Origin of the sequence: Falsiroseomonas oleicola (genome assembly GCF_019029495.1) — a bacterium.
GTDB lineage: Bacteria > Pseudomonadota > Alphaproteobacteria > Acetobacterales > Acetobacteraceae > Falsiroseomonas > Falsiroseomonas oleicola.
Map to the genome: position 1 here is coordinate 1296613 of NZ_JAERQM010000001.1, position 22070 is coordinate 1318682.

Annotated in this window: 23 protein-coding genes; 10 read left to right on the plus strand and 13 right to left on the minus strand. The window is 71.8% G+C overall.

Annotated features, from left to right (window positions below):
• Positions 1–53 precede the first annotated feature (53 nt).
• Positions 54–992: a serine/threonine dehydratase gene (locus tag JJQ90_RS06240; protein WP_216873574.1), complete on the plus strand. Its 939-nt coding sequence runs from the start codon at positions 54–56 to the stop codon at positions 990–992.
• Between the two features lie 137 nt (positions 993–1129).
• Positions 1130–1489 (plus strand): hypothetical protein, encoded by a 360-nt coding sequence (locus JJQ90_RS06245; protein WP_216873575.1) that lies wholly within the window; start codon positions 1130–1132, stop codon positions 1487–1489.
• Positions 1490–1630: 141 nt separating this feature from the next.
• Here the strand turns inward: JJQ90_RS06245 and JJQ90_RS06250 are convergent, their stop codons facing one another.
• The 7 genes from JJQ90_RS06250 to JJQ90_RS06280 all read right to left on the minus strand — a co-directional run bounded on the left by JJQ90_RS06250 (position 1631) and on the right by JJQ90_RS06280 (position 9244).
• On the minus strand, positions 1631–2185 hold the full coding sequence (locus JJQ90_RS06250) for an NADH-quinone oxidoreductase subunit B family protein (protein ID WP_230410350.1): 555 nt from the start codon (positions 2183–2185) through the stop codon (positions 1631–1633).
• Positions 2182–2418, minus strand: coding sequence for a hypothetical protein (locus JJQ90_RS06255; protein ID WP_216873576.1), 237 nt, complete (start codon positions 2416–2418; stop codon positions 2182–2184). Before JJQ90_RS06255 ends, JJQ90_RS06250 begins: the two co-directional genes overlap by 4 nt.
• A 223-nt stretch (positions 2419–2641) precedes the next feature.
• Complete coding sequence (locus JJQ90_RS06260) at positions 2642–4150, minus strand: hydrogenase large subunit (protein ID WP_216873577.1); 1509 nt, start codon at positions 4148–4150, stop codon at positions 2642–2644.
• Positions 4147–5598 (minus strand): proton-conducting transporter transmembrane domain-containing protein, encoded by a 1452-nt coding sequence (locus tag JJQ90_RS06265; RefSeq protein ID WP_216873578.1) that lies wholly within the window; start codon positions 5596–5598, stop codon positions 4147–4149. The genes JJQ90_RS06260 and JJQ90_RS06265 overlap by 4 nt, the downstream gene beginning before the upstream one ends.
• Positions 5595–6272, minus strand: coding sequence for a hydrogenase-4 component E (locus JJQ90_RS06270; protein WP_216873579.1), 678 nt, complete (start codon positions 6270–6272; stop codon positions 5595–5597). Before JJQ90_RS06270 ends, JJQ90_RS06265 begins: the two co-directional genes overlap by 4 nt.
• A complete protein-coding gene (locus tag JJQ90_RS06275; RefSeq protein WP_216873580.1) occupies positions 6269–7228 on the minus strand; it encodes a respiratory chain complex I subunit 1 family protein in 960 nt (319 codons plus the stop codon). The genes JJQ90_RS06270 and JJQ90_RS06275 overlap by 4 nt, the downstream gene beginning before the upstream one ends.
• A complete protein-coding gene (locus JJQ90_RS06280; RefSeq protein WP_216873581.1) occupies positions 7229–9244 on the minus strand; it encodes a proton-conducting transporter transmembrane domain-containing protein in 2016 nt (671 codons plus the stop codon). It lies immediately after the preceding gene.
• A gap of 279 nt (positions 9245–9523) precedes the next feature.
• Between JJQ90_RS06280 and JJQ90_RS06285 the strand changes: the two genes are divergently transcribed.
• Genes JJQ90_RS06285 through JJQ90_RS06295 form a run of 3 tightly spaced genes read left to right on the plus strand, consistent with a single transcriptional unit; the run spans position 9524 to position 11939 of the window.
• Positions 9524–10066, plus strand: coding sequence for a TRAP transporter small permease subunit (locus JJQ90_RS06285; protein WP_230410351.1), 543 nt, complete (start codon positions 9524–9526; stop codon positions 10064–10066).
• Positions 10067–10089: 23 nt separating this feature from the next.
• Positions 10090–11487 carry a TRAP transporter large permease gene (locus JJQ90_RS06290; RefSeq protein ID WP_216873582.1) on the plus strand — a complete coding sequence of 466 codons (1398 nt, stop codon included), beginning with the start codon at positions 10090–10092 and terminating at the stop codon, positions 11485–11487.
• Complete coding sequence (locus JJQ90_RS06295) at positions 11484–11939, plus strand: TrmO family methyltransferase domain-containing protein (protein WP_216873583.1); 456 nt, start codon at positions 11484–11486, stop codon at positions 11937–11939. The genes JJQ90_RS06290 and JJQ90_RS06295 overlap by 4 nt, the downstream gene beginning before the upstream one ends.
• Before the next feature lie 11 nt (positions 11940–11950).
• On the opposite strand, the gene JJQ90_RS06300 is transcribed toward JJQ90_RS06295, so the two are convergent.
• Entirely contained in the window at positions 11951–12778 is an 828-nt protein-coding gene (locus tag JJQ90_RS06300) for an aldo/keto reductase (protein ID WP_216873584.1), read from the minus strand.
• A gap of 42 nt (positions 12779–12820) precedes the next feature.
• Between JJQ90_RS06300 and JJQ90_RS06305 the strand changes: the two genes are divergently transcribed.
• Complete coding sequence (locus JJQ90_RS06305) at positions 12821–13462, plus strand: hypothetical protein (RefSeq protein ID WP_216873585.1); 642 nt, start codon at positions 12821–12823, stop codon at positions 13460–13462.
• A 61-nt stretch (positions 13463–13523) separates the two neighbouring features.
• On the opposite strand, the gene JJQ90_RS06310 is transcribed toward JJQ90_RS06305, so the two are convergent.
• The 3 genes from JJQ90_RS06310 to JJQ90_RS06320 form a co-directional block, all read right to left on the minus strand.
• Positions 13524–14120, minus strand: coding sequence for a malonic semialdehyde reductase (locus JJQ90_RS06310; protein ID WP_216873586.1), 597 nt, complete (start codon positions 14118–14120; stop codon positions 13524–13526).
• Positions 14121–14312: 192 nt separating this feature from the next.
• Positions 14313–14879 carry a NifU family protein gene (locus tag JJQ90_RS06315; RefSeq protein ID WP_216873587.1) on the minus strand — a complete coding sequence of 189 codons (567 nt, stop codon included), beginning with the start codon at positions 14877–14879 and terminating at the stop codon, positions 14313–14315.
• 294 nt (positions 14880–15173) lie between these two features.
• Positions 15174–16733, minus strand: a complete 1560-nt coding sequence (locus tag JJQ90_RS06320) for a bifunctional metallophosphatase/5'-nucleotidase (RefSeq protein WP_216873588.1) — start codon at positions 16731–16733, stop codon at positions 15174–15176.
• A gap of 263 nt (positions 16734–16996) precedes the next feature.
• Between JJQ90_RS06320 and JJQ90_RS06325 the strand changes: the two genes are divergently transcribed.
• Genes JJQ90_RS06325 through JJQ90_RS06335 form a run of 3 tightly spaced genes read left to right on the plus strand, consistent with a single transcriptional unit; the run spans position 16997 to position 19203 of the window.
• Positions 16997–17905, plus strand: coding sequence for a sulfite exporter TauE/SafE family protein (locus JJQ90_RS06325; protein WP_216873589.1), 909 nt, complete (start codon positions 16997–16999; stop codon positions 17903–17905).
• Positions 17902–18669 carry a TIGR02186 family protein gene (locus JJQ90_RS06330; RefSeq protein ID WP_216873590.1) on the plus strand — a complete coding sequence of 256 codons (768 nt, stop codon included), beginning with the start codon at positions 17902–17904 and terminating at the stop codon, positions 18667–18669. The genes JJQ90_RS06325 and JJQ90_RS06330 overlap by 4 nt, the downstream gene beginning before the upstream one ends.
• A gap of 39 nt (positions 18670–18708) precedes the next feature.
• A complete protein-coding gene (locus JJQ90_RS06335; protein ID WP_216873591.1) occupies positions 18709–19203 on the plus strand; it encodes a universal stress protein in 495 nt (164 codons plus the stop codon).
• A gap of 226 nt (positions 19204–19429) precedes the next feature.
• Here the strand turns inward: JJQ90_RS06335 and JJQ90_RS27460 are convergent, their stop codons facing one another.
• Positions 19430–20026: a c-type cytochrome gene (locus JJQ90_RS27460; RefSeq protein WP_216873592.1), complete on the minus strand. Its 597-nt coding sequence runs from the start codon at positions 20024–20026 to the stop codon at positions 19430–19432.
• Entirely contained in the window at positions 20023–21243 is a 1221-nt protein-coding gene (locus JJQ90_RS06345; protein ID WP_230410352.1) for a PQQ-dependent sugar dehydrogenase, read from the minus strand. The genes JJQ90_RS27460 and JJQ90_RS06345 overlap by 4 nt, the downstream gene beginning before the upstream one ends.
• Positions 21244–21385: 142 nt before the next feature.
• Between JJQ90_RS06345 and JJQ90_RS06350 the strand changes: the two genes are divergently transcribed.
• Complete coding sequence (locus JJQ90_RS06350) at positions 21386–21985, plus strand: DUF938 domain-containing protein (protein WP_216873593.1); 600 nt, start codon at positions 21386–21388, stop codon at positions 21983–21985.
• The last annotated feature ends 85 nt before the right edge of the window (positions 21986–22070 follow it).

A 22070-nucleotide genomic window follows, 5' to 3' on the forward strand; every position in this document is an offset into this window, starting at 1 on the left:
GAGGTCCGGCGCCTCCGGTTGCCAGTCGGAGGGCCGGCTGCCAGCCTGCCGCCATGCCTGAACCGAGCCAGACAACCATCGCCGCCGCCGCCGCGCGCATCGCCCCCCATATCCGACGCACCCCGGTGCTGCGGATGGCAGGTGCCGATCTCGGCCTGGACATGCCCCTGATCCTGAAGCTGGAGCTGTTGCAGGCCAGCGGGTCCTTCAAACCGCGCGGCGCCTTCAACCGCATGCTCTCGGTGGCCGTGCCGCCGGCCGGTGTGGTCACCGCCTCCGGTGGCAATCACGGCGCGGCGGTGGCCTATGCCGCCCGCGCGCTGGGGCATCGGGCGGAGGTCTTTTGTCCATTGCCGACGCCAGTGGCGAAGACGTCCCGGATCGAGGCCTATGGCGCCATCCTCCACCGCGTGGGCGCCGCCTATGACGAGGCGCGAATCGCCAGCGAGGCCCGTGCCGCCGCCACCGGCGCGCTGCTGGTGCATGCCTATGACCAGCCGGAAATCCTGGCCGGCCAGGGCAGCGTCGCGCTGGAACTGGCCGAGGATGCGCCGGAGGTCACGCATGTGCTGGTGGCGACCGGCGGCGGCGGGCTGATCGGCGGCATCGCCGGCTGGTATGCCGGCACCGGCGTGCAGGTCATCAGCGTCGAGCCCGAATCCTGTCCCACCCTGCACACGGCGCTGCGGGAGGGCCGGCCGGTGCCGGCGCCGGTCGGCGGGCTGGCGGCGGACAGCCTGGGCGCCCGGCAGGTCGGCGCCCTGTCCTTCGCGGTGGCGCGCGACCATGTGGCAATGGCCGTGCTGGTGCCCGATGCGGCGATCGCGGAGGCGCAGCGGCGCCTGTTCGACGCGCTGCGGTTGGTGGCGGAGCCGGGCGGCGCGACGGCGCTGGCCGCGCTGATCTGCGGCGCTTTCACCCCGCCGCCGGGGGCGCGCGTGGCCGTGGTGCTCTGCGGCTCCAACACCGATCCGGCGAAGCTGGCGGGCTGAGTTAACCGCGAATTCAGCGCGGCCCCACCTTGGCGACATGCGCCGGCGCGCAGTCTGCGCCGTGTCGAAGGCGATTCCCCCCGGCCGCCGGCGAACATCCGCATCGCCACCCGAGCCACGCCACAGGAATCGCACTCATGCGCGCCACCTTCCGCCTTCTGATCGCCGCCGCCCTGCTGGGCGCACCGCTGCTGCTGGCCCCGCCCGCCGCGGCGCAGTTCACCGCGCCGACACCCCAGGCCACCACAGGTGAGGCCCCGGCCGCCACCGCGCCGCGCCGCGCCCGCCGGGCCAATGCCGCCACCCCGCGCCGCACCCGCAGCGCCGAGGCGCGCCAGGCCCGCCGGACCCGCAGCGCGGAGATGCGCCAGGCCCGCCGCGTCCGGACCGCCGAGGCGCGCCGCGCCCGCACCGCGATGGCCCGCCAGGCCCGCGCCAGCCGCCAGTCCGGCCAGCCGCGCCGCGCCCGGCAGCCGGTGACGCCCAGCCAGGGCTGACGCCTTCGGATTCGGTGGCGGCCACAATTCCCGGAGGCCGCCATCGACGAGGCCGCGCCCTGGGGGCCGATCCCCCATGGCGCGGCCCCTTGGGCCGGTCGCGACATCGCGACCGGCCTTTTTTTTGCTTGATTGCGCGATTCAGCCCCTCGGCGCGGGCGCGTCCTGCGCCTCCAGCAGCGCCAGCAGCCCCTCCAGGATCTGCGCCGGGGCGGGCGGGCAGCCGGGGATCAGCAGGTCGACCGGCAGCACCTGGCCGACGCCCCCCTCCACCGCATAGCTGCCCTTGAAAACGCCGCCATCCACCGCGCAATCCCCCACCGCCACCACCCAGCAGGGCTCCGCGGCGCTGGCTCGCGTCCGCTCCAGCGCCTCCCGCATGTTGCGGGTGACCGGGCCGGTCACCAGCAGCACATCGGCATGGCGGGGGGAGGCGACGAAGCGCAGGCCAAGCCGTTCCAGGTCGTAGATCACGCCAGACATGGCGTTGATCTCCAGCTCGCAGCCATTGCAGGACCCGGCATCGACCTGCCGGATCGCCAGGCTGCGGCCGAGCCGGACGCGGCCCGTCGCCTCCAGCTTCGCGGCCAGGGCGGCGACGACCTCCGCCGGCGGCGAGGGCACCGGCTCGGTCAGGGGACGGGAGACGAGGCCGCGGGCGAGTTTCGGCCAGAGCATCTTCGATGGCCCCCTCATGCGATCCGCGCCAAGCGGAACAGGTCGTTGCCCTCCGGGTCGCGCAGCACGAGTTCCGTGCCGCTGGCCACCCGCTGGGCCAGCCAGCCGATCTCGTCCAGCGCATGGGCACGGTCGTCATAGGCCCAGTGTTCGATCACGCCGCGCGTGGGGCCGGGGCGGATCAGCGTGACGGTGAACAGCCCGCTGGCCCCCGCCGCCTCCCCCGACTTCGTCGGATAGCGCCCGCTCATTTTTTTGTGCCCTCAGGCGCCGGGCGCACCCTCCGGGTGCTTGGCTCGCCGCATAAGCGGCGGCGGCCGTTCGGCCGCTCAGCCGGCCTTGCCGGCTGCCTTTGGCTGCCCTCAGGCGCCGGGCGCGGCCTCCGGCCGCTTGGCTCGCCGCACTGGCGGCGGGCCGCGTTCGCGGCCTCGGCCTTCGGCCGCCTTGCCACCCTGCTCTCAGGCGCTGGGCGCGTCACAGGTCCACCCCGCTGTAGGAACAGTTGAAGCTTTTGTTGCACAGGGGAAAGTCGGCGATGATGTTGTCCTCGACCACCGCCTCCAGCAGCGGCCATTGCAGCCAGGAAGGGTCGCGCGGGAAGACCGCGCGGATCAGCCCGCCATCGTCCAGCGCCATCCAGGTGGCGATCTCCCCCCGGAAACTCTCGACCAGCGCCAACCCCTCCCCGCCCCTTTGCGGCAGCGGCGCGTGGATCTCGCCGGCGGGCAGGCCCGCCAGCAGGCGGCGGATCAGGCGGATGCTGTCGGTCAGCTCCGCGATCCGCACCCGCATCCGCGCCGCCACATCGCCCTCCTGCCGCAGCACGGCCTCGGGCGGGGCGCCGGCATAGGGCGCGGAAGGAAAAGCCAGCCGCGCGTCAAAAGCCCGGCCGGAGGCACGGCCGATGACGCCGCCCGCGGCAAAGGCCCGCGCCAGTTCCGGCGCCAGCACCCCGGTGCCGACCAGGCGGTCCTGAAGGCTGGCATGATCCTCATGGATCGCATCCAGCACCGGCACCTCCGCCTCCACCAGGGCCAGCGCGGCGAGCAGCGCATCCGCCCCCTCCGGCGCCAGATCCACCGCGACCCCGCCGGGAATCACCCGGTCCATCATCAGCCGATGGCCGAAGGCGGCAAGCTGGGCGCGCAGCATCGCCTCCCGCAACATCCCGCAACGGGCATGCGGGAAGGCGAAGGCGGCGTCGTTGCAGAGGAAGCCCCAGTCGCCGAGGTGATTCGCGACCCGCTCCGATTCCAGCATCACCGCGCGCAGCCAGGCGGCACGGGGCGGGGCGGTGGTTTCGCAGGCGGCCTCGGCGGCCTCGGCGAAGGCCAGGGAATGGGCCACGGTGCTGTCGCCGGACAGGCGGGCGGCGAAGCGCGCGGCGGTGCGCGGCGACTTGCCGAGCATCAGGCCGAGCGTGCCCTTATGGGTGTAGCCCAGCCGCTGCTCCAGCCGCACCACCATCTCCCCCTGCACGGTGAAGCGGAAATGGCCGGGCTCGATGATGCCGGCATGCACCGGGCCGACCGGAATCTGGTGCCAGCCCTCGCCCTCGATCGGCAGGAAGCTGGGCTGCTCCGGCGGCGCGCCGTGGCGGGCGGGGCGGGCGGAGAGCGGCGCGGTCAGCGGCCAGCGGCCGTGGTCCAGCCAAGGGCGCGGATCGAGGCCACCTTCCGCCGCCAGGCCCCAGAGGTCGTGGATCATCCGCTCGAACCGCACCGCGCCGGGGCGGGCGGGGGACAGCGCCGGATAGTGCCCGGCCTCGGCCGGGGTACTGGCCAGCAGCAGCGCGCCGCTCTCCTCCTCCAGGAAGGCGGCATGCACCATCGCCGGCTCGGCCCAGAGGGACAGCAGGGCGAGCGATGGTTCCTCGACCAGCCCCGCCGGCAGCCGGGCGAAATCGGCTGGCGCCAGAAGATGGCGCGGCACCGGGCGGCAGGGCTGCGCCGCGCCGCGGCGGATGAGGGTGGAGGCCTTCATCCGAGCAGCCTCGCCGCATCCATCAGCAATGCCTCCAGCCCCGCCGGGATCGCAAAACCCAGCACGGCGGCCAGCGCCAGCAGGGTCCACATCGGCACGCTGGCCCAGGCGAGCCCCCCCGGCAGCCCAAAGGCCCCCGGCACCGGCGCATCCGGGCTCGCCGGGCCGAGGCACATGCGCTGCAAGGCGCGCACCAGCGCCGTGCCGGCCAGCAGCAGCCCCAGGCCGAGGGGCAGCAACAGCCAGGGCTGCCCCGCCGCGGCGGCGGCCACCAGCCGGAATTCGGAGACGAACAGCGCGAAGGGCGGCATGCCCGCCAGCCCGGCAATGCCCAGCGCCAGCCCCCAGCCCAGCACCGGATGGCTGGTGGCGAGGCCCTTGATCGCCTCCATCTTCTGGCTGCCCTTGATCTGCGCGGCGGCGCCGACGCCGAAGAACACCGCGCTTTTCACCAGGGAATGGCCCATCAGATGCAGCATCCCGGCCAAAGGCGCGCCAAGCCCGAAGGCCAGGGTGGCGAGGCCCATATGCTCGATGCTGCTCCAGGCGAAGAAGCGCCGCGCATCCCGCCGCCGCCACAAAGCCAGGGAGGCCAGCAGCAGGGAGGCCAGCCCAAAACCCACCAGCAGCGGCCCCGGTGCCAGCACGCCCGGATTGAGATCGACGATCGCCTTGGCCCGCAGGATGGCGAGCAGGGAGGCATTCAGCAGCAGGCCGGACAGCACTGCGCTGATCGGCAGCGGCCCCTCGGCTTCGGCATCCGGCAGCCAGGTGTGCAGCGGCACCAGCCCGGCCTTGGTGCCGTAGCCCACCATGATGAAGATGAAGGCGAGCGAGAGAATCCCGGCATCGCAATGCGCCGCCACCGCCCGCAGCGCCGCCCAGGACAGGCCCGGATCGCCATGGCCGACCAGGGGCTGCGCCGCCAGATACAGCAGGATGGTGCCGAACAGCGCCAGGGCGATGCCGACGCCGCACAGCAGGAAGAACTTCCACGCCGCCTCGATCGCCGCCGGCGTGCCATGCACCGCGACCATCAACACGGAGGCGAGGGTGGCGATCTCGATCGCCACCCACATCACGCCGAGATTGTCCGACAGCAGCGCCAGGAACTGCGCGCCCATGAAGACCTGGAAGGCGGCGTGATAGGCGCGGGCGCGCAGCGCGTCGAAGCGCTCCCCCTCCACCGTGGCGGCGGAAAAGGCGGCGGTGGCCAGGCCGATGATGCCGGCCAGGGCGACCAGCGGCAGGTTCACCGAATCCGTCCGGGTCCAGCCCTGCACCCCCTGCGGCAGCGCCAGCAGCGACAGCGCCAGGCCGCAGCTTGCGGCGGAAACACCCAGATTGACCCAGGCCGGCAGCCGCCCGCGCGGGCGCAGCAACAACAGCAGCAGCGCCCCGGCCCAGGGAAAGAACACGACGATCCAGGCGAGCGGGAAGCCGCTCATGGCGCCTCCCCCTCCCCGCGCTGGCGGCTGAGCGATTCCGTGTCCAGAGTCGCCATGCGGTCGCGCAGCAGGAACACCACGATGCCGGCGACCAGCGCCAGCATCAGCACCAGGGCGGCGGTCGAAAGCTCCACCACCAGCGGCATGCCCTGCACGCCGACCGCGGCCAGGATCAGCCCGTTCTCCAGGCTCAGCAGGCCGATCACCTGGCTGACGGCATTGCGCCGGGCGATCATCATCAGCATGCCCAGCATCACCACCGACAGCGCCAGGGCCAGGTTCTCCCGCGTCAGCGCCTGCGCCTGCCCGGCGGTGGCCGGCAGCACCACCATCACGGCGAGCCCGACCAGCGCGGCGGCGGCGAGCAGCGAGGGGCCGACGCCCAGCGCCGTCTCCATGGTCCGGTGCAGGCCGAGCCGGCGCAGCAGCAGCCGCAGCGCGAGGGGGATCAGCACCGCCTTGGCGGCGAAGGCCAGCGCGGCGGTGACATACAGCTCCCCGTTGTTCTGGCTGTAACCCTGCCAGGCCGCGGCCGCGGCCAGCAGCGCGCCCTGCACGGCGAAGGCATTGATCACCGCATCCAGCCGCCGCTGATACAGCAGCACGAAGGACAGCAGCAGCACGCCCCCGCCGAGAAGGTGGGCGACGTCGTAACCGGTACTGCCGAAGCTCATGCCAGCCTCGTCGACAGAAACAGCAGCAGCGCGCCCAGCAACCCCAGCAGCAGCGCCGTGCCGAGGAATTCCGGCACCCGGAACACCCGCATCTTGGCGATGGCGCTCTCGAAGACGGCCAGCGCCAGGCACAGCACCCCCATCTTCGCCAGCCAGGCCAGCGCCCCCACCGCCCAGTCCAGCGGCGCGAAGCCCACCGGCGCGGTGCCAAACGGGAAGAAGATCGCGGCCAGCAAGGCCAGCCACAGGGTCAGCCGCAGCGCGGAGGCCGCCTGCCACAGCGCCAGATGCCGGCCGGAGGCCTCCAGCAGCATCGCCTCATGCACCATGGTGAGTTCCAGATGGGTGGCGGGGTTGTCCACCGGGATTCGGGCATTCTCGGCCACCGCCACGGCCAGCATCGCCACCAAAGCCATGCCGAGCGACACGCGCAGGCCCAGGCTGCCATCCTGGAACAGCGTGCCGATCGCCTCCAGCCCCGTGCTGCCGGCGAGCATGGCCAGCACCAGCACCACCAGCAGGAGCGCCGGTTCGGCCAAAGCGGCGAAGGACATTTCGCGGGCGGCGCCGAGGCCGCCAAAGGCGGTGCCGGCATCCATCCCCGCCAGCGCCAGCGCCATCCGCCCCGCCGCCAGCAGCCCCGCGATCAGCACCAGATCGGCCAGCGGCGCCAGGGCCATGCCGCGCGCGAAACTCGGCACCAGCGCCAGCGCGGCCAGCGCGACGGTGACCCCGGCATAGGGTGCGGCGCGGCTGATCCAGCTCGCATTCTCCGCCAGCACCGGCCGCTTGCGCAGCAGCTTCCGGAAATCGCGCAGTGGCTGGAGGGGGGAGGCGCCGATGCGGCCCTGCATCCGCGCCTTCAGCCAGCGGAGGCAACCCTCAACCAGCGCGGCCGCCAGCAGCACCAGCAGCAGGTGCAGCGCCTGGGTCAGCAGCGCGGCGAGGCTCTCCATTCAGCGCGCCTCCAGCCAGGCGGTCAGCGCCAGCAGCGCCACCAGGGTGGAGAAGGGCAGGATCAGGCAGGCGGTCAGCGACAGGTCGCGCAGCCGGTCGGCCCAGCCGGCCAGCGCATCCCGCAGCCGCGCCACGGGCGCCAGCAGCAGGGTCTCGGTGGGGTCCATCTGGCCGGAGGTGACATGGGCCGGGCCGGGGTCGCCCGGGCGCGGCATCACCACGGATTCATGCGCGGCAAGCAGCGATCCGCCCAGCATGCGCCGCAGCGGCTGGCCGAAGCCGGTGGCGGAGGGCTGGGTCATCGGGTCGCCGAAGGGCAGGTGCGGCGGCGGCGCCATGAAGCCACCATCCCAGGCCGGGCCGCGCGCCACGCCGGCCGGGCTGCGCTGGCGCACCAGCCACCAGACCGCGCCGCCCAGCACCGCCAGCACCAGCGCCACGCCGATCGGCCAGTAGCGCGCGCCGCCATCGCCGACGCGCAGCACGGCCAGGCTGCCGCGCTCCGTGACGCCTTGCGGCGCCAGGATCTGCACCGCACCCGCCGCCAGATCCAGCAGCGGCCCCGGCATCAGTCCGAACAGCACCGTCAGCCCGGCCGGCAGCAGAAGGGCCAGTCGCGCCGCCAGCCTTCCATCCTGCGCCCCGGCCGCGCGCGGGGTGCGCGGCCGGCCGAGGAAGATCAGCCCGAACATCCGCAGCATCGCCGCCGCCGCCAGCGCCGCCGCCAACGCCACCGCGGCAACCGCCACCACGCCCAGCACCTGGAAGGCCAGGTCGCCGACCCGCCACGCCGCCAGCAGCGCCTGCAGCAGCAGCCATTCGCTGGCGAAGCCGGAAAGCGGCGGCAGGCTGGCCGCCGCCGCCGCGCCCACCAGCACCGCCGCGGCGGTTACCGGCATCACATGGATCAGCCCGCCCAGCCGGTCCAGATGGCGGGAGGCGGCGGCGTGCTGCACCTCCCCCAGGCCGAGGAACAGCAGCGACTTGAACAGCGCATGGTTCAGCGCATGCAGCAGTGCCGCCCCCGCCGCCAGCCCGGCCAGCACGCCGAGATCGGCGGCGCGGAAACAGGCGGCGAGCCCAAGGCCCACCGCGATCAGCCCGACATTCTCGATGGTGGAGCAGGCCAGCAGCGTCTTGCCGTCACTCTCCAGATTGGCGCGCAGCGCGCCGAACACGGCGGAAGCCGCGCCCAGCACCAGCAGCGGCACGCCCCACCACAGCGGCTGCGCCGGCCCCGAAAGGTCCAGCAGCACGCGCGCCAGGACATAGAGCGCCACCTTGCTCATCGCCCCCGACATCAGCGCGGCCACATGGCTCGGCGCGGCCGCATAGGGCGGCAGCCAGACCATCATCGGCAGCAGCCCGGCCTTGGACCCGGCGCCCGCCAGCACCAGCCCGAGCACCGCCGCCGCCACCCAGCCCTCCGGCGGCGCGGCGCGGATCGCGGCGAAGGACACATCGCCCGCCGCCCCGCCCAGGAGCCCCATGGCGGGGATCAGGCAGGCACCGGCGAACAGGGCGAAGGCGAGGTACAGCCGCGCGGCGCGACGATGCGCCGCATCCTCATGCTCCGCCGCGATCAGGATCCAGGAGGCGAGGGACATCGCCTCGAACCCCAGCACCAAGGTGAAGCCATCCGCCGCGATCAGCGTCAGCGCCATGCCGGCCAGGAACAGCGGATAGGCCGCCAGCAGCCGGGGCGGCGCGTGCCGCGCATGGGCCAAAGCGAACAGCGAGGCGCAGGCCCCGGCGAGACCCAGGATCAGCAGGAACCAGGCCGAGAGCGCATCCACCGCCACCTGCGCCGCCACGCCCGGAATCGCCAGCGGCAGCGCCTGCGCCGGCAAGGCCCCGCCCGCCAGCACCGCCAGGCCAAGCCCGGCGAACAGCGCCGAGGCGACCAGCGCCCCCCCATGCACCACCATCCACCCCCAGCGCGCGCGGGACAGCGGCACGGCGCAAAGGCCCAGCAGGCCGAGGCCCGCCAGGGTGAGAAGGAGCGCCGTCAGCACGGCAGGGATTTGCAGCGGGTCACCGACTCGGAGGATAGCACCCCCACCCCGTCGAAGAAGTCCGCCGGGTCATCAAGTCTCGGCCCCATGGCGGTTTTTCCAGTCCCATGCGGCCCCGCCGGGCCGCCTTGCTGCTTTCCAACCCCGTCCCGCGGCGCTACAGGACGCCGCCCGGCTCGGCGGGGCGGCGGAGCAGCCGCGCGCCTCGTGCCGGCCCGCCAAGCCACGGGCATGCCGCCCGCCTGGATCAGCCTCGGGGGTGCGTCTCCTTTGGGACCGTTGCTCGCCTTCAGCCGCGGGGTCGATGCCCTGACCACGGGCTTCGGACGGATCGCCGACTGGCTGGTGCTGATCGCCTGCACCGTCAGCGCCGGCAATGCCTTCGCCCGCTATGGCTTCTCCTCCGGCTCCAATGCCTGGCTGGAGGTGCAGTGGTACTGCTTCGCCGGCATGGTGATGCTGGGCGCCAGCCATACCCTGTTCCGCAACGAGCATGTGCGCGTCGACCTGGTCTATGGCTCGCTGCGCATGCGGGCGCGGATCTGGGTGGATGTGCTCGGCCTCACCTTCTTCCTGATGCCCGCCATGGCGCTGCTGGCCTGGATGACCTGGCCCTTCTTCGTCGAGGCCTGGGTGCGGGCGGAGGTCTCCTCCTCCCCCGGCGGTCTGATCCGCTGGCCGGTCAAGCTGCTGATGCCGCTGGGGTTCTTCCTGATGTCCCTGCAGGGGCTTTCCGAATTGGTGAAGCGCATCGCCGTGCTGCGCGGCATCGAGCTGGCCAAGGGGCAGTTGCACGCCGTCTATGCGAGGCCCGACCAGTGAGCGGTTTACTGCACGAAGACATCATGCCGCCGCTGATGTTCGGCGGGCTGGTGGTGTTCCTGCTGATCGGATTTCCGGCGGCCTTCTCCCTGGCCGCGGTCGGGCTGTTCTTCGGCTTCATCTCGATCGAGCTTGGCTTCTTCCCGGAAGCCTGGATGTTCAACCTGCCGCTGCGGGTCTTCGGCATCCTGTCCAACGACCTGCTGCTGGCGATTCCCTTCTTCACCCTGATGGGCGCGGTGCTGGAACGCTGCGGCCTGGCGGAGGATCTGCTGGAAGGCACCGGGCAGTTGTTCGGCAAGGTGCCGGGCGGGCTGGCCTATGCGGTCATCATCGTCGGCGCCATCCTGGGCGCCATCACCGGCACCGTCGCCGCCAGCGTGATCTCCATGGGCATGATCAGCCTGCCGATCATGATGCGCTACGGCTACGACATGCGCATCGCCACGGGCGTGATCGCGGCCTCGGGCACCATCACCCAGGTCATCCCGCCATCGCTGGTGCTGATCGTGCTGTCGGACCAGCTCGGCCAGTCGGTGGGCGACATGTATGCCGGCGCCATCGGGCCGTCGCTGCTTCAGATCTCGCTGTTCCTGATGTTCATCTGGCTGGTTTCCGTGTTCCAGCCGAAGAAGGTCCCGCCCTTGCCGCCGGAGGCGCTGGCCCCGCGCGACTGGCGGCTGTGGTGGCGCGTGCTGAAGGGCATGGTGCCCTCCATGGGCCTGATCTTCATGGTGCTGGGCACCATCTTCATGGGCCTGGCGACGCCGACCGAGGCGGGCGCCATGGGCGTGGTCGGCGCCGTGCTGCTGGCGGCGGTGAACCGGCGCCTGACCTGGGCGCTGATCCGCCAGGCGATGGGCAACACCATGCGCATCACCAGCATGGTCATCTTCATCCTGATCGGTGCCACGGTCTTCACCCTGGTCTTCCAGGGGGTGGATGGCGGCATCTGGATCGAGCATCTGCTGGCGCTGCTGCCGGGCGGCCAGACCGGCTTCCTGATCTTCGTCAACATCTTCATCTTCTTCCTGGCCTTCTTCCTCGATTTCTTCGAGATCGCCTTCATCGTCATTCCGCTGCTGGCGCCGGCGGCGAAGGCGCTGGGCATCGACCTGGTGTGGTTCGGGGTGCTGATCTGCATCAACATGCAGACCGCCTTCATGCACCCGCCCTTCGGCTTCGCCCTGTTCTACCTGCGCGGCGTGGCGCCCAAATCGGTGCTGACGCGGGACATCTACCTGGGCGCCATCCCCTGGCTGTGCCTGCAATTGCTGCTGGTGGCGGTGGTGATCTTCTGGCCGCAGAGCGTGACCTACTGGCTGGACCGCACGCCGCGGCAGGACCCGGCCAGCGTCATCATCGACCTGCCGCCGCCGGTCGCGGTGCCGGATGTGCCCGCCATGCCGGTGTTCCAATGAGGATCACCCCGATCGGCACCGTTCAGGGCGGCCGGGCCGAGCCGCTGGACGATGGGTGGGACGCGGTGGAGGCCGAGATCGCGCTGGACCCGGCGGTGCTGGGGCCGGATGCCGCGCGCGGCCTCGATGCCTTCAGCCATGTGGTGGTGGTCTTCGGCTTCCACCGCCTGGACCCGGAGGCGGTGGAGCGCAACGCCCGCCACCCGCGCGGCCGTCAGGACTGGCCCAGGGTCGGCATCCTCGCCCAGCGCGGCGCCCCGCGCCCGAACCGCCTCGGCGTCACCACCTGCGCGCTGCTCGGCGTGGACGGGCTAGTGCTGCGGCTGCGCGGGCTGGATGCGGTGGCGGGGTCGCCGGTCTTCGACGTGAAGCCGCACATGACCGGCTTCGACCCGCGCGGCGCGGTGCGGGAGCCGGACTGGGCGCGGGAGATCATGGCGGGGTATTGGTAACGCCCCGCCGCTCAGATCATCTCCAGCGGCTGCTTGCGTGACGGCGGCGGGAAGGCCCGGTCCAACTCGGCCATATCCTCCGCCGTCAGCCGCAGGTCCCGCGCCGCCACATTGGCGCGGAGATGCGCCGGATCCGACGCCTTCGGAATCGCGATCACCCCAGGCCGGGCCAGTACGAAGGCCAGCGCCGCCTGCGCCGGCGCCACGCCATGCCGTGCCGCCACCGCCCGCAGCGCCCTGTGCCGCAACAGCGCCCCACCCTGGCCGAGGGGGGAATAGGCCATCACGGGCATGCCCCTTTCGGCGCAGAAGGGCAGAAGGTCGAATTCCGGGCCGCGCGCTTCCAGGTTCCACAGCACCTGGTCCGTCGCGCAGTCGGCCAGCGCCGGGCCAAGCGCCCGCAGATCGGCGACATCGAGGTTGGAGACGCCCCAGCGCGCGATCTGGCCCTTGGCGCGGGCCGCCTCCATCGCCTGCACCGTCTCCGCCAGCGGCACGCTGCCGCGCCAGTGCAGCAGGTACAGGTCGATCCGCTCCACCCGCAGCCGTTTCAGGCTGGCGGCCAGCGCCACCGGCAATTTCCTGGCGGAGGCGTTGTGGGGGTAGACCTTGGAGACGAGGAACACCTGATCCCGTCTTCCGGCGATGGCCTCGCCCACCACCTCCTCCGCCCCGCCCTCGGCATACATCTCCGCCGTGTCGATCAGGGTCAGGCCGAGGTCGAGGCCGAGGCGCAGCGCATCGGCCTCCGCCCGAGGGTCGCCACCCTCCCCCATATGCCAGGTGCCCTGGCCCAGCGACGGCACCACAACCCCGTCAGGAAACCGCACATCCGCCATGGAACCCGCCCCTTCGCTTCCTATCTGCCAGTGATGACCCGCATGGCCCTCCCTGGTTCCCTCGCCGCCGCCCTCATCGTCGCCGGCACGGCCGCTTTGGCGCAACCCGCGCCGCAATTGCAGGCCCAGGTGCCGGAGGAAGTCGGAAGCTGGCGCCTTTCCTGCGTCGCCGACCGCATGACGGACCAGTCCAACTGCCTGCTCCGGCACCGCATGCCGGTGGAGGCGGCGCAGAGCGCCAGCGCGTCGTCGCTGCTGCTGGAGGTGCAGGAGCGGCATGGGCGGCTGGTGCCGGTGGTCACGGCGCGGGACCTGTCGCTGGATGCCGCGAGCCGCGGGTTGTTGGCCTTCACCGGCACGGCGCAGCTGCGCTTCCCGCCCAACCGGTTCTTCGAGCTGCCCTGCGGGCTGGAAGGCCGCAACCTGGTCTGCGCGCCGAAGGCGGAGGATGCCGCGCGGGCGGCGGAGGAACTCGCGGCCAGCCCCACCGCGCTGGTGCGGATGACCGGCCTCGGCGCCGACTCGAACCAGGCGGAGCCGGCGGAGCTGCGGTTGGAAGGCACGCGGGACGCTTTGGCGCGCTATCGCAGCCGGGTGCCGGAGGGGACGGTGACAGCGCCGCCACCGAGTGGCCTGACCCTGCCGGAGATCATGGGGCGCGTGCAGCGGCTGTTCGGGAACTGAAGACAAGGAAAGGGCCGGATGTTGCCACCCGGCCCTCTCCAATATCGGCCCTGCCGAAAAACTATTCCAGGCGCGCGGCCTCGTCGAAGCTCAGGCGCGGGCTGCGGGGAAACAGGCCCTCGGGGTCGCCATAGCCGAGATTGACCAGGAAGTTGGACTTCCAGGTGGTGCCGGCGAAGAAGGCCTCGTCCACCTTGGCATTGTCGAAGCCGCTCATCGGCCCGGCATCGAGGCCGGCGGCGCGGGCGGCCAGGATCAGATAGGCGCCCTGGAGCGTGCCGTTGCGGAAGGCGGTGGTCTCGGCCAGGGCCGGGGTGCTGGCGAACCAGGACCGCGCATCGGCATGCGGGAACAGGAAGGGCAGCTTGTCGTAGAAGGCCATGTCATGCGCCACGATGGCGATGACCGGGGCGGTCATGGTCTTTTCCATGTTGCCGGCCGACAGCGCCGGCTTCAGCCGGGCCTTGCCCTCCGACGTCCGGATGAAAACGAAGCGGGCGGGGGAGGCGTTGGCCGAGGTCGGGGCGAATTTGAGGAGGTTGTAGACTTCCTCCAGCTTGCTGTCCGGCACCTGCCGGTCCTGCCACTTGTTCTGGGTGCGGGCCTCCCGGAACAGGATGTCCAGGGCCTGGTCGTCGAGGGTCGGGCGATCGGTCATCGGTCTCTCCGTCAGCAGCCGGCGGCACCCAGGGGTGCGGCGTTGCCAAGGGGATAGGCGCATTGGCGGCCGGGGCCAATCGCCCGGCGCCAATGGTGATTATCGGCGGCCCGAATGGCCGTCGCGCCAAGTGGCGCGCAGCCTGGCCGGCGATTCAGGCGGTGATCGGTCACGATCACCGGGATTTGGATATCAGGCCTCCACCTGCTCCACCCGGACCACTTCCGGCACGTAATGCCGCAGCATGGTCTCGACCCCGTGCTTCAGCGTGGCGCGGGAGGAGGGGCAGCCGGCGCAGGCGCCCTGCATATGCAGCTTCACCACGCCCTCGCGGAAGCCGCGGAAGACGATGTCGCCGCCATCGCCGGCCACCGCCGGGCGCACGCGGGTGTCGAGCAATTCCTTGATCTGGGTGACGATCTCGCCGTCTTCCTCGGCGAAGTCCTCCGCCTCGGCCTCGGCTTCCTCGCCTTCCATCACCGGCAGGCCGGCCAGGTAGTGTTCCATCACCGCGCCCAGCACGCGCGGGCGGAGCGCCTGCCAGTCGGCGGCCTCGGTCTTGGTGACGGTGACGAAGTCCTGGCCGAGGAAGACGCGGGCGACATCGCCCACGGCGAAGATGCGCGCGGCCAGCGGGCTGCGCCCGGTGGCGTCCTCGGCGGCGGTGAAATCGGCGGTGCCGCTTCCCGGCATCACGTCCCGGCCCGGCAGGAACTTCAGGGTGGCCGGGTTCGGGGTGGCTTCCGTTTCGATGAACATTTTTGGGTTTCCGCGATGGTCTGGCGATTCCCGACCTATGTGGTCCGTTTTACCGGGGGCTGCAACGGGTGGGGATGCGGCGCTGCGTCGCCCCTGCGGCGCGCCAGGCGCGTGGCTGCGATGCCAGGCGGCTGTGCGTCGCGAACACGCCCGGAGCTTGAGCACCCCATGCGGCCTGCCGCACTTCAGGCAGGCCGAGGCCGCGAACGCGGCCCTCCGCCACCGCACCAACCAGCTTATCGCCAGCCAATTCGGATGCGCCAGACTTACAAGGGCACGATAATGACCTGAGCATCAGCGCCGCGCGATGCGGCCCTCCAGCCGCGGCACCACCTGGCCGAGCCTCCGCAGATGCGCGGCCAGCGCCTCCTCCAGCGGCGGGCCGGCGTCATAGGCCTCCAGCGCCCGGTCGCGGAACATGGCGTAGCCATCGCCGCCCCGGCGCAGGAAGTCGTTGGTGACCACCAGATAGACCCGCTCGGGATCGACGGGCCCGGCATGGGCTGCGCTGGTGAGCCGTGCCTCCGCGATGCGCTGCCCGGCCGGCGCGGCCGGGTTCCAGGTGAAGCGCAGGCCTGCCACCTGGGGAAACCGCCCGCTGCCGGGGGTGGAGACGCCATTCTCCAGCGCCGCCAGCAGGTCGCCACCGCGCAGCCGCAGGGTCGCGACGGTGTTGGAAAAGGGCAGGGTGGTCAGCACGTCACCCATGGTGATGGTCTCGGCGGGCAGGCCGGTGCGGATGCCGCCCGCATTGGTCAGCACCAGATCCGCCCCCGGCACCGCGGCCAGCAGGGCATCGGCCAGCAGATTGCCGACCGCGCATTCGCCCAGGCGGCAGGTCGTATTCTCCAGCCCGCCGGCGGAGCGGGCGACGGGCTGGTTGCGGAAGCCGTCCAGTGGCGCTGCGAAGTCCGCCACGATCCGCGCCGTCGCGGGGTCTTCCGGCATCGCCGGGGTGATCTCCTCCGCCCCGCCGCCATGCGCCACGACGCGCCCATCCACCGCCAGGTCAAGGTCGAGCCGCCCGCGCCAGCGGCCGAAGGCGCCCGCCTGCACGATCCGCACCGGGCGGTCGGCGCCATCCACCACCATGGGCGGCGTGACCAGCGTGTGGGAATGGCCGCCGACGATCACGTCGATACCGGGCACGGCCAGGGCCAGCGCCTGGTCGGCCGCGAGGCCGCGATGCGACAGCACCACGGTCGTGGCCGGCCCCTCCGCCCGGCTCGCGGCGATGGCACGTGCCACCTCCGCCTCGCCGGAGGTGAAGCGGAGATTCGGACCGGGGGAGGAGACCTGCGGGATATTCTCCAGCGTCAGCCCGATGACGCCGATGCGCGCGCCGCCGGTGGTGAAGACCCGGTATGGTGTCACCAACCCGGCCAGCGCCGGCTCCCCCGCGATGTCCATATTGGCCGCGAGCAGCGGCGCGCCGAGGGCACGGAGATAGCCGGCCAGCACCTCCGGCCCGCCATTGAAGTCGTGATTGCCGGGCGCCATGGCCTGCACGCCCCATTGCCGCTGCACCGCCGCTTCGGCCAGACCCTTGTGCAGGGTGTAGAACAGGCTGCCGAGGAACTGGTCCCCCGCATCCAGCGCCAGCACCGCGCGGCCTTCCGCGGCGGCGGCCGCGCGCGCCGCGTGGAAGGCGGCCACCAGCCGCGCCGCGCCGCCGAGGCAGGGCGCTTCGGTGCGGCAACTGGCGGCGGAGGCCTGCGCACCCTCATGCCGGCTGTGGAAATCGTTCAGGTGCAGCAGCGTGACGCGCCGCGCCGCCTGGGCCGCCGGCGCGCGCAGCGCGGGCGCGGCGAGGCCGGCCGACAGGGTGATGAGCAGGCGACGGCGCAGGATCATCGGGGTTGCTCCGGGCGAGGCGCATTCAGGTAGCGTATCGCCCTCGTTCCGTCATCGGCCACGCCGTGCCGTCATCGAAGCATCACCTGTACCGCACAGGCATCCCTCGCACGTCGATCTGACCGGAATGATCGCCTTTACGGCGTCAAGCCGGGTTGCGGCGCGCTGCGCGCAGGTCGATACCGCCCTTCTGTCGCCGCCTTCCTCCCCGTATTTTCTGGCCGCCTTCTTCCGGCCACGCCGCCAAGCGAGACTTCCGCGCGATGCAGGTCTATCTGCCGATTGCCGAGATGTCGGTCGATGCCCTGCTGCTGCTGGGCATCGGCTTTGGCGTGGGCTGGCTGTCCGGCCTGTTCGGTGTTGGTGGCGGCTTCCTGCTGACGCCGCTGCTGATCCTGATCGGCATCCCCGCCCCCGTCGCCGTCGGATCGGGCGCCAACCAGACGCTCGGCGCCTCCGTCTCCGGTCTCATCGCGCAGTGGCGGCGCGGCAATGTCGATATGCGGATGGGCTTCGTGCTCATCATCGGCGGCTTCTTCGGCTCGCTGGCCGGCGTGCAGTTGTTCGCCTGGCTGCGGCGTGCCGGGCAGGTCGATCTGGCGGTCGCCATCTTCTACGTCGTCGTGCTGGGCAGCGTCGGCGCGCTGATGGTGCGCGAAAGCCTGACGGCCATCCTGCGCCGCAAGCGCGCGCGGCCGGCACGGCTGCATGAGCATCTCTGGATGCACGGCCTGCCCTTCAAGATGCGCTTTCGCAAGTCGCGCTTGTACATCTCCGTCATCCCGCCGCTCGGCATCGGCTTCGCCATCGGCGTGCTGTCGGCCATCATGGGTGTCGGCGGCGGCTTCATGCTGGTGCCGGCGATGATCTACCTGCTTGGCATGCCGACGGCGGTGGTGATCGGCACGTCGCTGTTCCAGGTGGTCTTCGTCACCGCCAATGTCACATTCCTCCAGGCGATTCAGGTCGGCAGCGTGGACATCGTGCTGACCCTGCTGCTGCTGGCAGGCGGCGTGGCGGGCGCGCAGTTCGGCGCGGCCATGGGCACCAAGCTGCGGGGCGAGGAAATGCGCGCCTTGCTCGGCGCCCTGGTGCTGGCGGTGGCGCTGTCCCTGCTGTGGGACCTGCTGCGGGTGCCGGAGGCGCTGTTCGTCATCGGCCCGGTGCCATGAGGCGCTGGCTGGGCCTGCTTCTGTTGCTGCCGGCCTTGCTGGCCGCGCCGCGCATGGCCCTGGCGCAGGCGACCGCCGTGGCACCGCCTTCGCTGTCCGTCGAACTCTCCACCCGCCGGATCGAGGTGACCACCGCCTTTTCCGGCGCCGAGATCCTGGTCTTCGGTGCCACCGAACGGCTGATCGGCCCGCTGGGGGATGAGGTGCTGGTGCTGGTCACCGGCCCCGAGACGGCGATGATGGTGCGCGAGAAGACCAATGTGCTGGGCTTCTGGATCAACGGCGACGCCGCCCGCTTCAACCGCGTGCCCAGCTACTGGGCGCTGGCCTCCACCCGCCCGGTGCCGGCGATGCTGGACCGGGTGGAACGCGCCGACCTGCGGCTGGCGCTGGACCAGTTGCCGCTGGTGCAGCTCGGCTCCCAGGGGGCGGAATTCCGGCAGGCGCTGGCGGGATTGCAGCAGGAAGCCGGGCTCTGGGTGGACCGGGAAAGGCCGATCGAGGTCTCCGGCGGCCGGCTGTTCCATGCCCGGCTGCCGCTGCCGGCCACGGTGGCGCATGGCATCTACCAGGTGCAGGTGATGCTGGTGCGCGACCGCAGGGTGGTGGCGCGGCAGGAATTGCGGCTGGATGTGGTGCGCACCGGCAGCGCCGCCTGGGTGGCGGACATCGCGCGCAACCAGCCGGTGCTGTATGGCATCGCCTGCATTGTCATGGCGGGCCTGGCAGGCTGGTTCGGCAGCGTCGTCTTCCGGCGCAACTGACCGCCTGCCCGGTCGGCCCCGAGCCTGGGGGATCGAGCGATGGGTGAAACGGCGGAGGCGGCGCAGGCGCGGCGGGACCGGGTCTTCCTGGTGGTGGTGGATGACAGCGCGGAACGCCGGGTGGCGCTGCGCTATGCCGCGCTGCGGGTGCGCAAATCCGGCGGCCGTGTCGCCCTGCTGCGGGTGATCGAGCCAGCCGGCCAGGTGGAATGGGCCGGCGTCGGCGCCATGCTCAGCGAGGAAAGGCGGGAGGAGGCGGAGCGCATGCTCTCCGGCCTGGCGGCGGAGGTGAACGAGATCACCGGCGGCCTGCCCATGCTGCTGATCCGCGAAGGCGATGCCCGCGACGAATTGCTGGCCCTGCTGGCCGAAGACCCCCGCATCTCCATCCTGGTGCTGGCCAGCGCCATCGGCGGCTCCGGCCCCGGGCCGCTGATCCAGGCCCTGACCGGCCGCTACGCCGGCAGGCTGCTGGTGCCGATGACCATCGTGCCGGGCGCGATGAGCGATGCGGAACTGGATAGAGTGACGTGATTCTGGCCCTCAGGCGCCGGGCACCGCCTCCGGCGGCTTGGCTCGCCGCATAGGCGGCGGTGGCCATTCGGCCGCTCAGCCGGCTTTGCCGGCTGCCTTTTTGGCCCTCATGCGTGCCACAGGCACGCCGAAGGCGTGACGGGCGCCGCCTCTAGCGGCTTGGCTCGCCGCATGCGCGGCCTCGGCCGGCTTCACCGGCCGCTGGGCAGCCTTTCAGCCATTGGCATCAGCGTTGCTGGGCCATGAAATGCGCCAGGGCGGCGATCTCCGCATCGGTGACGCCATGCATCACCGCATTCATATTGGTGTCGGTGCCCCGGCGCTGGCTGTCGCGGTATTGCGCCAAGGTGTGGCGCAGGAAGTCCTCGCGCTGGCCGGCGATGCGCGGGATCTGGTTGCGGCCGCTGAAATCCGGCAGGTGGCAGACGCCGCAATGCAGCCGGTCGGACAGCGCCTGGCCGCGTTCGGCCAGGGCGGCATCCGGCGCGCCGCGACCGGGCGGGGCGGCGGGCGTCAGCGCCGCGTAATGTGCCGCCAGATCCTCCACCTGCCCATCCTCCAGCCCCTGCGACAGCGCGTTCATCGGCGCCGCCTGGCGCAGACCTTCGCGGAACAGGATCATCTGAAGGGTGATGAATTCGGCCGGCTGGCCGGCGAGGGAGGGGGTGTTCGCCACCTCGCTGATGCCGGCCGCGCCATGGCAGCCGCCGCAGCCACGCGCCTCCGCCAGGGCCGCCCCCCGCGCCGCATCCTGCGCGGCGGCGGGAAACAGGGCGGTGGCGGCCAGGGCGGCCGCCACCAGGGTCATGCGCCAGCCCGTCACTGGCGGTAGGTGATCCGGTAGATGGCGCCGAACTGCTCCTCCGCCACCAGCAGCGACCCGTCGCGCATCACATGCACATCGACAGGCCGGCCGAGGAAGCGCTGATTGGCATCGTCGCGCAGGCCTTCCAGGAAGGGCTCGATGGCGGTCACCCGGCCCTCCGCGTCCAGCTTCGCCACCACCACGTCGAAGCCGTTCAGCCGTTCCCGGTTCCAGGACCCGCGGCGGGCGATGAAGATCTGGTTGCGATAGGCCTCCGGGAACATGGTGCCGGTGTAGAAGCGCATGCCAAGCGCCGCGACATGCGGGCCGAGCAGCGCGGCGGGCTGCACGAACTCGCTGCAATTGCGCTGGGATGGCGCGCCGGGATCGGCCCAGTCGCCGACGCAGAAGGGAAAGCCGTGATCCTCGCCACTGCGTCGCACCCGGTGCAGCGTGTCGTTGGGGATGTCGTTGCCGGCCCAGTCGCGGCCGTTATTGGTGGCCCAGAGCTCGCGCGTCACCGGATGCAGCGCCATGCCGACGCTGTTGCGCACGCCGCGCGCCTCGATCCGCCGGTCGCTGCCATCGGGGCGGAAGGAGACCAGGAGGGCATGGGTGTCGCGGTTGAAGTCGCAGATATTGCAGGGCACGCCGACATTCGTATACAGGCGGCCATCGGGCCCGGTGGTCAGGAACTTCCAGCCGTGGTGTTCCTCCGTCGGCAGGGCGAAGGCGGCGGTCAGATCGGTGCCGCTGCCCGGATTGTCCAGATTCTGCTCGATATTGTCGAAGCGCAGCACCCTGTTGATGGCGATGACATAGAGATTGCCGTCCAGCACGGCGATGCCGTTGGGCTGGTTCAGCCCCTGCAGCAGGGTTCGGGTGCGGGTCGTGCCGTCCGGATTGCGGGTGATGGCATAGACCCGGCCGATGGTGCGGCTGCCGGCGAAGATGGTGCCGTTCGGCCCCTCCGCCATCATCCGCGCGCCGGGCATGCCATGGGCATAGACCTCCGCGGTGAAGCCCTGCGGCAGGCGGATGGCCGCAAGCGGCAGTTGCGCGGGCGGCGTCACCGTCAGGCGCGGGGCGTGCGGCGCCAGCGTGCCGGCCATGCCGCTGCCTTCCCGGCCGATGGCCCAGGCGGGTGGCGCGGCGGGCTGCTGGGCCTGGATCACGCCGGGCAGGCAGGTCAGCGCGGCCAGAAAGCCGGCCGCGGCGATCGTGTTGCGCATCATGGGTTCGTTCCTCCGCGCGGGCATTCCAGGGCCCGCGTCGCGGCGCAGGATGGCGCAGCGCCGGGCCGCGCATCAAGATGTTGCGCAACCGATTGCGCGCCGCGCGGTTGACGTCTTCGGCATGGCATGGGGAAAGGAAGGCATGACCCCCGACCTACGCCGCGAAGCCCCCGCCGCCGCCCGCAACCGTGACCCGATCCTGGAGGCGCTGCGGCCGTTGCTGCCGGCCAACGGCCTGGTGCTGGAAGTGGCGAGCGGCAGCGGCGAACATGCGCTGCATTTCGCCCAGGCGCTGCCCGGCCTGGTCTTCCAGCCCAGCGATCCGGATGCCGATGCGCGGGCCAGCATCGATGCCTGGTGCGCCGGCCAGCCCAATATCCGCCCGGCCCTGGCGCTGGATGCGATGGCGCCGGAATGGCCGCTGGCGCAGGCGGATGCGGTGCTCTGCGTCAACATGATCCATATCGCGCCCTGGGCGGCGACCCCCGGCCTGATACGCGGCGCCGCGGCCGTGCTGGCGAAGGGCGCGCCGCTGGTGCTCTACGGCCCCTATCGCCGCGAGGGGGTGCCAACCGCGCCGAGCAACGAGGATTTCGACGCCAGCCTGCGCGCCCGCGACCCGTCCTGGGGCCTGCGGCGGCTGGAGGATGTGGCGGCGGAGGCGGCGCAGGCGGGGTTCGGCGCGCCCGGGGTCACGGAGATGCCGGCCAACAACCTGCTGGTGGCGTTCCGGCGAAGCTAGGGGCCGGCGCAGCCAGGGAAAGGCGTCCGGCGTTCGGCACGCCCCCCTCACCCTGCCCTCTCCCCCCTTTGGGTGGAGAGGGTTC